Here is a 13,178-nt window from a genome sequence, read left to right as displayed (position 1 = left end):
GCAGCGCCCCCGGCCCTGCCCTCCGCGCCGCCTGTGCCGCTCCCGCCCGGGGCCGCGAAGTCCGGCGCCCGGCCGAGCTCCAGCCGCGTCCGGGCCCGCCTGGCGCGCCTGGGCAGTGCGCGCAGCGGTGGGCCGCCGGTGGTGCTGGAGCCGATGTTCAAGATCATCCGGGCCAACCATCCGAAGGCCGACCTGAAGCCCGTCGAGCAGGCGTACGCCGTCGCCGAGCGGCATCACCGCGGGCAGCGGCGCAAGAGCGGCGATCCGTACATCACCCACCCGCTGGCCGTCACCACCATCCTGGCCGAGCTGGGCATGGACGTGCCGACGCTGTGCGCCGGACTGCTCCACGACACCGTCGAGGACACCGACTACACGCTCGACATGGTGCGCGGCGACTTCGGCGACACCGTCGCGCTGCTGGTGGACGGCGTCACCAAGCTGGACAAGGTGAAGCTGGGCGAGGCCACGCAGGCCGAGACCGTGCGCAAGATGGTCGTGGCCATGGCCCGGGACATCCGGGTGCTGGTGATCAAGCTCGCCGACCGGCTGCACAACATGCGCACCATGCGTTACATGAAGCGGGAGAAGCAGGAGAGCAAGTCCCGCGAGACGCTGGAGATCTACGCCCCGCTGGCGCACCGGCTGGGCATGAACACCATCAAGTGGGAGCTGGAGGACCTGGCCTTCGCCATCCTCTATCCCAAGATGTACGACGAGATCGTGCGCCTGGTCTCCGAGCGGGCTCCCAAGCGCGAGGAGTACCTGAGCCAGGTCATCGACGCGGTGCACACCGACCTGCGCGAGGCGAAGATCCGCGCCACGGTCACCGGGCGTCCGAAGCACTACTACTCGGTCTACCAGAAGATGATCGTGCGCGGCCGCGACTTCGCCGACATCTACGACCTGGTCGGCATCCGGGTTTTGGTGGACTCGGTGCGCGACTGCTACGCGGCGCTGGGCGCCGTGCACGCGCGGTGGAACCCGGTCCCCGGCCGGTTCAAGGACTACATCGCGATGCCGAAGTTCAACATGTACCAGTCCCTGCACACCACGGTGATCGGCCCCGGCGGCAAGGCCGTGGAGCTCCAGATCCGGACCTTCGCGATGCACCGGCGCGCGGAGTACGGTGTCGCGGCGCACTGGAAGTACAAGGAGGACGCCGTCGAGGGCGTCCGCAAGCCCACCAACGGCGCCGGGACCGCGAACCCCGGCGGCGACATGGCGTGGCTGCGGCAGCTGCTGGACTGGCAGAAGGAGACCGCGGACCCGAACGAGTTCCTGGACGCGCTGCGCTTCGACCTGTCCACCGCCGAGGTCTACGTCTTCACGCCCAAGGGCATGGTGATGGCGCTGCCCTCCGGCTCCACCCCGGTCGACTTCGCCTACGCGGTCCACACCGAGGTCGGGCACCACACCATCGGCGCCCGGGTGAACGGCCGGCTGGTGCCGCTGGACAGCAAGCTGGACAACGGCGACGTGGTGGAGATCTTCACCTCCAAGGCGCCGAACTCCGGACCGTCCCGGGACTGGCTGGGCTTCGTGGCGTCCCCGCGCGCCCGCAACAAGATCCGCCAGTGGTACACCAAGGAGCGCCGCGAGGAGGCGGTCGAGCAGGGCAAGGACCAGCTCGCCAAGGCCATGCGCAAGCAGGGGCTGCCGTTGCAGCGCCTGATGACCTCCGAGTCCCTGGCCACCGTCGCCCACGACCTGCGGCACGCCGACATCAGCGCCCTGTACGCCGCGATCGGCGAGGGCCACATCTCGGCCCAGCACGTCGTCCATCGCCTGCTGCACCTGCTCGGCGGCGAGGAGGGGGCGACCGAGGACCTGGCCGAGGCCACCGTCCCGGGCAACATCGAGAAGCTGTCCCGGCGCGGCCAGGCCCGGCCCGCCGGCGACCCCGGCGTCCTGGTCAAGGGCACCGACGACATCTGGGTCAAGCTGGCCCGCTGCTGCACCCCGGTCCCCGGCGACGACATCGTCGGCTTCATCACCCGCGCCTCCGGCGTCTCCGTCCACCGCGCGGACTGCACCAACATCGAATCGCTGGCCGCCCAGCCCGAACGGATGGTGGAGGTGTCTTGGTCGCCCGGAGGGGCGTCCATGTTTCTAGTCGCGATCCAAGTAGAGGCGCTGGACCGGTCCAGGCTCCTCTCGGACGTCACCCGCGTCCTGTCGGACCAGCACGTCAACATCCTGTCGGCCTCGGTGACCACCAGCCGCGACCGGGTGGCGATCTCGCGGTTCACGTTCGAGATGGCCGACCCGGCGCACCTGGGCGCGGTGTTGAAGGCGGTCAAGGGGGTTGAAGGGGTGTTCGACGTCTATCGGGTGACGAGCGCTAAGCATGCGTGAGCGCTGAGCAGGCGTTTGTGGTGAGTGCACGTAGTTTTGTTCGCACTCTTTAGGGTGATGCGCGGGGGAAAGGCTGATTCGCCACCGCGCATCCCTTTACGGTCGCGGACATGGTCAGCTCTTCGCATGAAGCCATGCACCGGATCTTCCATCACGACTCGGAGATGCTCGGGCGGACTTTCCACGCCTTAGGCCTGTCGTTACCGACTCCCGACACGGTGTCGGTCATCTCAGGTGACGTCACGGAGATCCGCCCGATGGAACGGCGTATCGACACCCTGCTCCGCTGTGAGACGGCGGATGGCGAGGCGTACTTGGTGCTCGTCGAATCGCAGCGGGGCGTCGATGAGGACAAGAGGTACACCTGGACCTACTACCTGGCGTACCTAGCGGACAAGTACCGATTGCCTGTCCTGTTACTCGTGATCTGCCACGACCGTCGCGTCGCGACCTGGGCAGCGCAACCCTTCAAGCACGGCGCCGGTGCCTGGGCCGCGCTGACGCTGCGTGCGGTTGTCGTGGGCCCGCACAACGTGCCGGCGATCCTCGACGAGGAGGCCGCGCGTGACTACGTCCCCCTAGCGGTGCTTTCTGCGCTGACTCACGCGAAAGACGCCGATATCGGTGCGATACTGAAAACGCTGGCCTCGGCACTGAAGGCGATGGATGACCCCGAAGAGGCCTACGACCTGGCCGAGCTGACGGGCATCGGCCTGGGGAACACCCCAGCCGAAGAGATTTGGAGGCAGATGATGGCGCTGGATACTTCGTTCTATCGCTCGGCTTTCTCGCGGCAGCTTCGTGCCGAGGGCCGTGCCGAGGGCCGTGCCGAGGGAGCCGCTGAGGGCCGTGCGGCGAGCCTGCGCCGGGTTCTGGACATACGGGGTATCGCGATCACGGACGAACAGGGTGGCCGGTTGTCTGACTGTACCGACCTCGACCAGCTCGATGCCTGGCTCGATCGTGCGCTGACCGCGACGAGCGCGTCCGAAGTCTTCGACGCCGGCTGAGCTGCGAAGCATGAGACGGCGCCGTCCGCCCTCGCGGGAGCGGCGTCGTTCGTCGTTCGCCGCTCGTCATTCGGGGAGTCAGCTCTCGTAGGCCGCGTCTGCGGCGCCGAGCGCCCGGGAGGCGTTTCGGGCTATCGCAACGTTTTGGGCTATCGCACGATTCGGGCTACTACCGGGACGCTGTGATCGCTAGGGTGTGCGGGTGCGGAGTCGAGTCCCGGCGCGGGTGACGTTGTCCCCGGCGCGCAAGGGGTTGATCGCGGTGGGGGCCGCGTATCTGGTGACGTTGGTCGGGCTGCTGGGCTTCGAGGAGTGGGACCGGGCCGCTTGTTGGGTGGTGGCCGCCGGGTTCGGGGTGCTGGCGGCGGGGTTGCCGTGGATGCTGCTGGCGTTGTGCGTGGACTACATCGCGGATCCGGTCGCGTGGCGGCGCACGGTCGTGGTCGAGGGCTTTGTGACCAGCGAGGGGTATACGGTGCCGCCGCATCCCGGGGATCAGAGCTATGTCTTGCACCGGGTCTACGAGTTCACGACGTTGCGGGGGGAGAGGCGTCGGGCCGGTAGCCGGGCCATGTTTCCGGAGACGGCGGACGGCCGGATCCGGCTGCGTTACGACCCGCGGCGGCCGGGCCGGATATGGCCGGCCCGCGTCGCTCCGCGTACGGCGGCTGCCGGGTCGGTCGTCGCGGTGCTGATGTTGACGGCGGCCGTGTTCGCGTTGGCGGGCGCTATCGGATTCGGCATGTCGACCTGGAACTGAAGCTTCCAAGGCGGATGTAGGGGGATGTAAAAGGTTCGGGCGCTTTCCCAAGGAAAGCGCCCGAACCTCAAACCCGGTGACCTTAGCTCAGCCCCAACCCAACCGCTGAACTACAGCAGAGGCCGCAAACCTCACCGCGTGAACTCCGCCAGCGCCTTCTCAGCCTCGGCCAGCCACTCCTGCCGGGCCGCGATCGAAGCCTCAGCGTCCGCGACCTTCTTCTCCTGCCCGGCGGCCCGCGCCTTGTCGGCCTGCACCCGCAGCTTGTCCAGCGCGGTGCGCAGCTGCTCGACCGTGGCCTCGGCCCGGGCCCGCTTCTCCGGGTCCTTGCGGGACAGTTCGGAGGCCTCGGCGTCGGCGATGGCGCGGTCGACGGTGTGCAGGCGGCCCTCGATGCGCTGGCGGGAGTCGCGTGGGACCGGGCCGATGGCCTCCCAGCGCTCGTTCAGGGAGCGCAGTGCGACGCGGGCGGCGCGGTGGTCGCTGATCGGGAGCAGGGCCTCGGCCTCGACCACCAGGAGTTCCTTGGCGGCCAGGTTCTCGCGCTCGGCGCCGTTGCGCTCGTCCAGGATCGCGTTGCGGGCGGCGAAGAAGGTGTCCTGGGCGGCCTTGAAGCGCTTCCACAGGTCGTCCTCGACGTCGCGCTGGGCGCGGCCGGCGGTCTTCCACTCGCTCATCAGGTCGCGGAAGCGGCCGGCGGTGGGGTTCCAGTCGGTGGAGTCCTGCAGGGCCTCGGCCTCGGCGATCAGCTGCTCCTTGTGGGAGCGGATCTCCACGCGCTGGGCGTCCAGTTCGGCGAAGTGCTGCTTGCGGCGCTTGGCGAAGGCCGAGCGGGCCTGGGACAGCCGGTGCCACAGCTCGTCGTCGGTCTTGCGGTCCAGGCGCGGGGCGGCCTTCCACTCGTCCAGCAGCACCTTCATACGGTCCCCGGCCACGCGCCACTCGGTGGACACCGCCAGCCGCTCGGCCTCCTCGGCCAGTTCCTGCTTGGCCGCGCGGGCCCCGGCCTGCTGCTGCTCGCGGGCCGCGCGGTGCTCGGCCCGGCGCTGCTCGGCCAGCTCCACCAGGCCGTCCAGCCGGGTCAGCAGGCCGTCCAGGTCGCCGACCGCGTTGGCGCCGGAGATGGACTCGCGCAGCTTGCCGATCTTCTCCAGGGCGTCCTTCGGGGACGGTGCGGAGGGCCCGGTCTGCTTCAGGCGGTTGGCGATCAGGTCGACCTCGACCTTCAGGCCGTCGAACTTGCGCTGGTAGTACGCCAGCGCCTCGTCCGGGGAACCGGCCGCCCACGAGCCGACCTGCCGCTCGCCGTCGGCGGTTCGGACGTAGACGGTGCCGTCCTCGGCGACCCGGCCCCAAGCCTCGGTTGCCTCGCCCACGATGAGCCTCCAAGTTCTGCTGGACCGGGGTATCTGCGGACCGGTCCGCCACATACACCTGCACGGATCCGGGTCCCGGTCATCCAGTGGGACACAATAGCGCGGACCGTCCCAGTGAGGGGACGGCCCGCGTCACGTTCCGGAATCGAACCGCTGTTCCTCGGCCGCGCCGCGAACGGTGCGAGGTGCACGGCTCCCGGTCGCCGTTTACTTGATGGTCACGCTCTTGATGGTCACAGGCTGCTTCGGACTGCCGTCGCCGGGGTTCTGACCGCTGTCGGTCTCGCCGACCGCGGCGATCTTGTTGATCACGTCCATGCCGACGGTGACCTTGCCCCAGGGCGTGTAGCTCGGGGGCAGCGGGGAGTCCTTGTAGACGATGAAGAACTGGCTGCCGTTGGTGCCCGGTCCGCCGTTCGCCATGGCGATGGTGCCCGCCGGGTACGTCGCGCCGGTCAGGTTCTCGTCCTGGAACTGGTAGCCGGGCCCGCCGTCGCCCTTGCCGGTCGGGTCGCCGCACTGAAGCACGTAGATGCCCTGAGTGACCAGTCGGTGGCAGGGGGTGTTGTCGAAGTAGCCCTTGCCGGACAGGTACTTGAACGAGTACGTGGTGTACGGCGCCTTCGTGGTCAGCGCGTCGAAGGTGACGTCGCCGGAGTTGAACTGGATCGTCGCGGTGTACGGCTTGGCCGCGTCGGCCGCGTTGTAGGTCGGCACGCCGACGTCCTTGGACGCGCTGCCGGTCTTCTGGTAGCCGATCTGCTCCGGGCTGGAGCTGGTCGGCGCCGGGGTGGTGGGCGCGGACGAGGTGTCCGACGGCGACGAAGTGGGCGAGGCGCTCGCCGTCTTGTCGGTCTTGTTGCCGCTGCTGGTCGCGAACGCGACGCCGACCCCTATGCCGATCACCGCCACCGCGGCCACGGCGGCCGTGATCTTGTTGCGCTTCTTGGCGGCCGCCTGCTGCTGGGCCAAGCGGGCCTGGACGCGCTCGTATCGGGCGCGTTCCAGCTCTCGCTGACGGTCCTTGCTGGTCACCGATTCGCCTCCGGATAGTGGGCCGGACGCTGCCGGCCGAGGTCGTGTCGAGTGTCTCGAGTGTCTTGGATGTCGTGCGGTGTCTATTCGAAATGTGTCCGTGGCCGACACTGAAAGATCTTGAACGTGTCTGGCTTCAGCGGCACAGTGTACGGTGCGTTCCCTAGAAATCACCTGTGAGCTTCCAATGAGTTCGCAAAGGGACCGGCGCCCCCGGTAGCCTGCGTAGGGAAATCTCCAAACCGCATCGACCGAACAAAGTGTGGGGCGCGCGTGCTTGTCGCCGGATTCCCAGCCGGAAGCCTGGGTGCGAACTGCTATCTCGTGGCGCCCGGCGCCGGGGAACAGTGCGTGATCATCGATCCCGGCGAGGCCGCCGCGGCGGGCGTCGAGGAAGTCGTCCGGGAGCACAAGTTGCAGCCGGTCGCGGTCCTGCTGACGCACGGCCATGTCGACCACACCATGAGCGTCGTCCCGGTCTGCGGTGACTACGGCGTCCCGGCCTATATCCACCCCGGCGATCGCGGCATGCTCACCGACCCGCAGAAGTGGCTGGGCATCGCCCCGGGCACGCCGGTCTTCGGGCAGGCGAAGTTCGTCGAGCCGGACGACGTCAAGGAACTCACCGACGGCGTCGTGCTGAGCCTGGCCGGTCTGGAGATCACCGTCGACCACACCCCGGGCCATACCAAGGGCTCAGTGTCGTTCCGGACTCCCGAGCAACAGGACATCCCGCAGGTGCTCTTCACCGGGGACCTCCTGTTCGCCGGAGCAGTCGGCCGCTGGGACCTGCCCGGCGGCGACCGCGAAGAGTTGCTGGCGTCACTGGCCCGCGTCTGCCTGCCGCTGTCGGACGAGACCGTCGTCCTGTCCGGCCACGGCCCCCAGACCACGATCGGCCGCGAGCGCGCCACGAACCCGTTCTTGACGGAAGCCGCGCCGCTGTCGGTGAAACCCCGCGGTATGTAGGGATATCCACGAACATCATGAGCACCTTCAAGAACGCGCCGGGCACCTTCGACCTGCTCCCGCCCGACTCGGCGGCCTACCTCGCGGTGCGCGAGGCCATGGCGGCGCCGCTGCGCGCGGCCGGCTACGGCTACATCGAGACCCCGGCCTTCGAGTCGACCGCCATGTTCAAGCGCGGCGTCGGCGAGAGCACGGACATCGTCACCAAGGAGATGTACTCCTTCACCACCCGCGGCGGCGACGACATCACGCTGCGCCCCGAGGGCACGGCCTCGGTGTTGCGGGCCGCTCTACAGGCGAACCTGATCCGCGGCAGCCTGCCGGTGAAGCTCTGGTACTCCGGCTCCTTCTATCGCTACGAGAAGCAGCAGCGCGGCCGCTACCGCCACTTCTCCCAGGTCGGCGCCGAGGCGCTGGGCGCGGAGGATCCGGCGCTGGACGCCGAGCTGCTGATCATCGCCGACGACATCTACCGGGGCCTGGGTCTCACCGAGTACACGCTCCTGTTGAACTCCCTCGGCGACCAGAAGTGCCGTCCGGCCTACCGGGAGAAGCTTCAGGAGTTCCTGCGCGGCCTGGACCTGGACGAGGAGACCCGCAAGCGCGCGGAGATCAACCCGCTGCGGGTGCTGGACGACAAGCGCGAGGCGGTGCAGAAGCAGCTCACCGACGTCCCGCTGATCAGCGACAACCTCTGCGAGGAGTGCAAGGTCTACCACGAGGAGGTCCGGCGCCTGCTCACCGTGGCCGGCGTGGCCTTCGTCGACGACCCCAAGCTGGTCCGCGGCCTGGACTACTACACCCGCACCACCTTCGAGTTCGTGCACAGCGGCATCACCGGCTCGCCGACCGCGATCGGCGCCGGCGGCCGCTACGACGGGCTGTCCGAGGACCTGGGCGGCCCGAACCTGCCGAGCGTCGGCTGGGCGCTGGGCGTGGACCGCACCGTCCTCGCCGTGCAGGCCGAGGGCCGGGAGCTGCCGGGCGCCGAGCAGCTGGCGGTGTTCGCGGTGCCGCTCGGCGAGGTCGCCCGCGAGCGGCTGTTCGAGCTGGTCACCACGCTGCGCCGGTCCGGGGTCGCAGCCGATTTCGGCTATGGCAGCAAGGGCATGAAGGCCGCGATGAAGGCCGCCGACCGGTCCGGGGCGCGCTACGCGCTGATCCTCGGCGAGCGGGACATCGCGGAGAACGTCATTCAGATCAAGGAACTGGCGACGGGGGAGCAGGAGTCTGCGTCCCTCGACGGCATCCTCACAACGATTCAGGAGAAACTGAAGTGATCCGCACCCATGAAGCGGGAACGCTTCGTGCGTCCGACGCCGGAACCACCGTCACGCTGGCCGGGTGGGTCGCCCGGCGGCGCGACCACGGGGGCGTCACCTTCCTGGATCTGCGGGACGCGTCCGGTTTCGTGCAGGTCGTGGTTCGCGAGAGCGAGTCCGTCCACGACCTGCGCAACGAGTACTGTGTGGTGGCCACCGGCGAGGTGCGCGAGCGCCCCGACGGCAACGAGAACCCGGACCTGCCCACCGGCGCGATCGAGGTCGTGGTGGACACCGTCGAGGTGCTGTCCCCGGCCGCGCCGCTGCCGTTCCCGATCGAGGAGCACAAGAGCTCGAACATCAACGAGGAGATGCGGCTGAAGTACCGCTACCTCGACATCCGGCGCGAGCCGATGGCCCGGGCCCTGCGGATGCGATCCAAGGCCACCAAGGTCATCCGGGACGTCATGGAGGAGCACGGCTTCCTCGACGTCGAGACCCCGACGCTGACCCGTTCCACCCCCGAGGGCGCGCGCGACTTCCTGGTCCCGGTGCGCCTACAGCCGGGCGCCTGGTACGCGCTGCCGCAGTCCCCGCAGCTGTTCAAGCAGCTGCTGATGGTCGCCGGCCTGGAGCGCTACTACCAGATCGCGCGCTGCTACCGGGACGAGGACTTCCGGGCCGACCGGCAGCCGGAGTTCACGCAGTTGGACGTCGAGGCCTCGTTCGTCGACCAGGAGGACATCCTGAAGATCGGCGAGGCGATCGTGGCCGCGGTGTGGAAGGAGACGCTGGGCGTCGAGATCCCGCTGCCGCTGCCGCGCATGAAGTACCACGAGGCGATGGACCGCTACGGCTCGGACAAGCCGGACCTGCGCTTCGGCCAGGAGCTCACCGAGCTGACCGAGTACTTCGCCGGCACCGAGTTCCGGGTGTTCCAGGCCCCCTACGTCGGCGCCGTGGTGATGCCCGGCGGCGCGGCCCAGACCCGCAAGGAACTGGACGCCTGGCAGGACTGGGCCAAGGCGCGCGGCGCCCGCGGCCTGGCCTATGTGGTCATCGACGCCGAGACCGGCGAGCTGCGCGGCCCGGTCGCCAAGAACCTCTCCGAGGCGCACTTGTCGGGGCTGGCCGACAAGGTCGGCGCCAAGCCCGGCGACGCGGTCTTCTTCGCGGCCGGCAAGCGGGCCGCCTCGCAGGAACTGCTGGGCGCGGCCCGGCTGGAGATCGGCAAGCGCGGCGAGCTGATCGACGAGAGCGCGTGGAAGTTCCTGTGGGTGGTGGACTTCCCGATGTTCGAGCCGATCGAGGACGCGGCCGGCGAGCAGACCGGCTGGCACGCGGTGCACCACCCGTTCACCGCGCCGACCGCCGAGAGCCTGGACACCTTCGACAAGGACCCCGGCTCCGCGCTGTCCAACGCCTACGACATCGTGCTCAACGGCACTGAGCTGGGCGGCGGGTCGATCCGTATCCACCGCAAGGACGTGCAGGAACGGGCCTTCACCGCGATCGGGCTCTCCCAGGAGGAAGCGCAGTCGCAGTTCGGCTTCCTGCTGGAGGCCTTCAACTACGGCCCGCCGCCGCACGGCGGGATCGCCCTCGGCCTGGACCGCCTGGTCGCGCTGCTGACCGGCGCGGACACCATCCGCGACGTGATGGCGTTCCCGAAGACCGCCACCGGCGGCGACCCGCTGACCGGCGCGCCGACGCCGATCACGGCGGCGCAGCGCAAGGAGGCCGGAGTGGACGCGGTCTTCGAGCCCAAGGGCGGCCAGGACAAGAACGGCCAGGACAAGGGCAGCAAGGACGCGGGGGCAAGGGACGGCGCCGGGCAGGCCTGATGCCAAGCGCTTGAGAGGCGAGCCAGGGCGGGCCGGGAGCGATCCCGGCCCGCCCTTGTCCTGTGTCGGCGAGCTTTGATTGACTTGCCTGCATGGCTGCTGTGACCGGAGTTCTGGCCGATTACGCACGCGGTGAGGCGTCGGAGAGCGACGTGGTGCGCGCACTGCTCGCCCACGACGGCTGGTACGCCCCGATGCTGTGGCTCAGTGAGGTGTTCCCAGACCGCAAGGTCTACGACAGCATGATCCCGACACCGGCCCTGGGCCAGGCGCCGGCTCCGGGCCGGCTGTGGGTGTTCACCGATGCCGAGCAGGTGGCCGCCGCGATCGAGGCCGGTTCGGCGTTCGCCGCGGCCGGCGGCCCGGTGCGCGGCGTGGAGCTGTTCGGCGCGCTCGGCAACTCCGTGTCGGAGATCCAGGTGAACCCGGCCGGGCTGGCCGAGCACGGCTGGTCGGTCGGGATCGACGACGCCGTCCTGGACTTCCTCGCGCGCTGGATCGGCGCGCTGGAGGTCGAGACGTCGCTGAGCGAGAGCGCCGAGGACCTCGGCGAGCGGCTGGCCGGCTTCCAGCACTACGTGGTCCCGGTCGACGACACCGGCCGGCCCCGCGTCGTCTCCTTGCACAAGCCGCCGGGCAACTACGTCATGGCCTTCACCGCGCCCGACCTCTACGCGGAGCATCAGAAGCGCGATCCCGGCGTCACCGGCGCCGCGGACATGCCCGCCGCGACGCTGTTCCAGCTGGCCGACTACGACGGCGTGGACGGCGTGGTGCTGGACATGAAGGAGTCTGATTCCTTCATCCTGCCGCAGGACCTGTGCAGCGCCGTCCTCAAGCTGATCGCGTAGTCGCCGATCGCGTGGTTATCGTGACTCCATGAACGATCACGCTCGCGCGCACATCCTCCCGGACCCGGCGACCGAGTTCGGCCGCGCGGTCCGCCGCCGCCTGGCCGAGGAAGAGATCATCTGGCTGGTCACGGTCAACTCGGCCGGTGTCCCGCAGCCCAACCCGGTGTGGTTCCTGTGGACTCCGGACGAGGACGACGAGTGGGGGGACGGCAGCTTCCTGATCTACCACCTGAACACCGCGGCCCGGCTGCGCTCGCTCAAGGAGCGGCCGACCGTGGCGCTGCACTTCGACGGTGGTGTCCACGACCTGGAGGTGTCGGTCTTCACCGGCGACGCGGAGATCCTGGACGGGCATCCGGCAGCCGGCGACGTCCCGGCGTACAACGCGAAATACACCGATCGGGCCGCGCGGTACTTCGGCAAGAGCGTCGGCGAGGCCTTGGCCAAGTACTCGGTGGCCACACGGATCAGGCCGAGTAAGGTGCGCGGCGGCTGATCCGCGCCGATAGGCAAAGACCGGAGCACGTCCCCCAAGGCCCCACCAAGGAAGACGTGCTCCGGAGTCTGAAATGGCAGCAGGTCGCGGTCACCGGCCGGCGGCTAGGGCGTGTTTGAGAAGTCGGGCGGGGCGCGACGCCTGATCGTCCGGCGCCTGGCTGCGCCGGACGACCAGCCACAGCCAACCAGGATGAGGCAGGCCGTCCGTCTTGCCATGCTTGCCGCTGAGCCGTCGCGCTCGACCTGCTCATCACCTGCGGGACACTACCCACCCGACTTCTCAAACACGCCCTAGCAGTTCTCTGATGCGAGGTGTCCGGCCGCCACTCGGCGGGGCTTGTCAGCCTTCGGTGCCCGCTGCGCGCCATCGTCCTTCGGCTTGATCGTCAGCAGCGGGATGAACCGGTGTGCCAGCGGCCCGATCAGCAGCGCGTAGGCCGCCGTCCCGATGCCGACCGTGCCGCCCAGCAGCCAGCCCACGGCCAGGACCGTGACCTCCATCGAGGTGCGGACCACCCGGATCGAGCGGCCGCGGGTCGCGTAGCCGGTCATCACGCCGTCGCGCGGGCCCGGGCCCATGCCGGCCCCGATGTAGGCGCCGGTCGCCACGCCGTTCAGGACGATGCCGCCGGCCATCTCGCCCCAGCGCAGCCACCCCACGTGCGGGGTCGGCATCCAGGCCATCGCGGCGTCCATCGCCAGGCCGACCACGACCACGTTGCACAGCGTGCCGAAGCCGGGCTTCTGCCGGATCGGGATCCACAGCAGCATGACGGCCACGCCGACCAGGATCACCGTCGTGCCGACCGGCAGGCCGATGTGCTTGGCCAGGCCCTGGTGGAACACGTCCCACGGGTTCGCGCCGAGCCCGGACATCAGGATCATGCCGTCGCTGAGGCCGTAGAGGACCAGCCCGAGCTGGAGCTGGACCATGCGGTGCGCGCGGCGGTCGCGCGGGATCAGGGCCGAGAACCAGGCCAATGCGGCCCGCACGAGTTCCCCGACCGGCAGGGGTGCGGCGATCCGCTGCTCGTGCCGGCCGAGCATGGCGCGTTCGGCTCGGTCGCCCGCCACAGGAGCGGAGGTGTACCCGCGGTCCGCTGGTGCCGTGCTGGTCATGCTGGCCTCCTGGGTCGGTCCCGGGCCGGGGTCGGCGGGAATCGGTCGCCGAATCGGTCGAAGTGGTCCGTGCGGATTGCCCTTGCGGGCCAC

General features: G+C 69.4%; 11 protein-coding genes. 8 read left to right on the top strand and 3 right to left on the bottom strand.

What is annotated here, in order from left to right:
- The 3 genes from IZR01_RS30840 to IZR01_RS30830 form a co-directional block, all read left to right on the top strand.
- Positions 1 to 2,358, top strand: a 2,358-nt coding sequence (locus tag IZR01_RS30840; RefSeq protein ID WP_194925919.1) for a RelA/SpoT family protein, incomplete at its 5' end; no start/stop codon positions are given.
- Between the two features lie 110 nt (positions 2,359 to 2,468).
- On the top strand, positions 2,469 to 3,368 hold the full coding sequence (locus IZR01_RS30835; protein ID WP_194925918.1) for a hypothetical protein: 900 nt from the start codon (positions 2,469 to 2,471) through the stop codon (positions 3,366 to 3,368).
- A gap of 202 nt (positions 3,369 to 3,570) precedes the next feature.
- Positions 3,571 to 4,128, top strand: a complete 558-nt coding sequence (locus IZR01_RS30830; protein ID WP_194895507.1) for a DUF3592 domain-containing protein — start codon at positions 3,571 to 3,573, stop codon at positions 4,126 to 4,128.
- Between the two features lie 131 nt (positions 4,129 to 4,259).
- Here IZR01_RS30830 and IZR01_RS30825 read toward each other — a convergent pair whose 3' ends face one another.
- Both IZR01_RS30825 and IZR01_RS30820 read right to left on the bottom strand, forming a co-directional pair.
- Positions 4,260 to 5,558: a DUF349 domain-containing protein gene (locus IZR01_RS30825; protein ID WP_228554895.1), complete on the bottom strand. Its 1,299-nt coding sequence runs from the start codon at positions 5,556 to 5,558 to the stop codon at positions 4,260 to 4,262.
- A 153-nt stretch (positions 5,559 to 5,711) separates the two neighbouring features.
- Entirely contained in the window at positions 5,712 to 6,539 is an 828-nt protein-coding gene (locus IZR01_RS30820; protein ID WP_194895509.1) for a peptidylprolyl isomerase, read from the bottom strand.
- A 273-nt stretch (positions 6,540 to 6,812) separates the two neighbouring features.
- Here IZR01_RS30820 and IZR01_RS30815 point away from each other — a divergent pair, with 273 nt between their 5' ends.
- From IZR01_RS30815 to IZR01_RS30795, 5 genes are all read left to right on the top strand, one after another.
- Complete coding sequence (locus tag IZR01_RS30815) at positions 6,813 to 7,508, top strand: MBL fold metallo-hydrolase (RefSeq protein WP_194895510.1); 696 nt, start codon at positions 6,813 to 6,815, stop codon at positions 7,506 to 7,508.
- Positions 7,509 to 7,525: 17 nt separating this feature from the next.
- On the top strand, positions 7,526 to 8,788 hold the full coding sequence (gene hisS / locus IZR01_RS30810; RefSeq protein WP_194895511.1) for a histidine--tRNA ligase: 1,263 nt from the start codon (positions 7,526 to 7,528) through the stop codon (positions 8,786 to 8,788).
- On the top strand, positions 8,785 to 10,614 hold the full coding sequence (aspS, locus tag IZR01_RS30805; RefSeq protein ID WP_323746403.1) for an aspartate--tRNA ligase: 1,830 nt from the start codon (positions 8,785 to 8,787) through the stop codon (positions 10,612 to 10,614). Before hisS ends, aspS begins: the two co-directional genes overlap by 4 nt.
- Before the next feature lie 92 nt (positions 10,615 to 10,706).
- Positions 10,707 to 11,465 carry an SseB family protein gene (locus IZR01_RS30800; RefSeq protein ID WP_194895512.1) on the top strand — a complete coding sequence of 253 codons (759 nt, stop codon included), beginning with the start codon at positions 10,707 to 10,709 and terminating at the stop codon, positions 11,463 to 11,465.
- Between the two features lie 28 nt (positions 11,466 to 11,493).
- The gene (locus IZR01_RS30795; protein WP_194895513.1) at positions 11,494 to 11,964 is read left to right on the top strand and encodes a pyridoxamine 5'-phosphate oxidase family protein; all 471 of its coding nucleotides are present in this window, start codon (positions 11,494 to 11,496) and stop codon (positions 11,962 to 11,964) included.
- 293 nt (positions 11,965 to 12,257) lie between these two features.
- Here the strand turns inward: IZR01_RS30795 and yczE are convergent, their stop codons facing one another.
- Complete coding sequence (gene yczE, locus IZR01_RS30790) at positions 12,258 to 13,085, bottom strand: membrane protein YczE (protein WP_194895514.1); 828 nt, start codon at positions 13,083 to 13,085, stop codon at positions 12,258 to 12,260.
- Between the last annotated feature and the right edge of the window lie 93 nt (positions 13,086 to 13,178).

It is taken from the genome of Catenulispora pinisilvae, from assembly GCF_015356865.1.
Lineage (GTDB): Bacteria > Actinomycetota > Actinomycetes > Streptomycetales > Catenulisporaceae > Catenulispora > Catenulispora pinisilvae.
The sequence above is the reverse complement of the archived record's forward strand: the minus strand, read 5'-3'. Positions and strand labels throughout refer to the sequence as shown.

What these genes read in the sequence shown, in the direction of transcription:
- IZR01_RS30835 (WP_194925918.1), top strand. Translation starts at nt 2,469, where the DNA reads ATGGTCAGCTCTTCGCATGAAGCCATGCACCGGATCTTCCATCACGAC.
- IZR01_RS30825 (WP_228554895.1), bottom strand. Translation starts at nt 5,558, where the DNA reads ATGTGGCGGACCGGTCCGCAGATACCCCGGTCCAGCAGAACTTGGAGG.
- hisS (WP_194895511.1), top strand. Translation starts at nt 7,526, where the DNA reads ATGAGCACCTTCAAGAACGCGCCGGGCACCTTCGACCTGCTCCCGCCC.
- IZR01_RS30800 (WP_194895512.1), top strand. Translation starts at nt 10,707, where the DNA reads ATGGCTGCTGTGACCGGAGTTCTGGCCGATTACGCACGCGGTGAGGCG.
- IZR01_RS30795 (WP_194895513.1), top strand. Translation starts at nt 11,494, where the DNA reads ATGAACGATCACGCTCGCGCGCACATCCTCCCGGACCCGGCGACCGAG.
- yczE (WP_194895514.1), bottom strand. Translation starts at nt 13,085, where the DNA reads ATGACCAGCACGGCACCAGCGGACCGCGGGTACACCTCCGCTCCTGTG.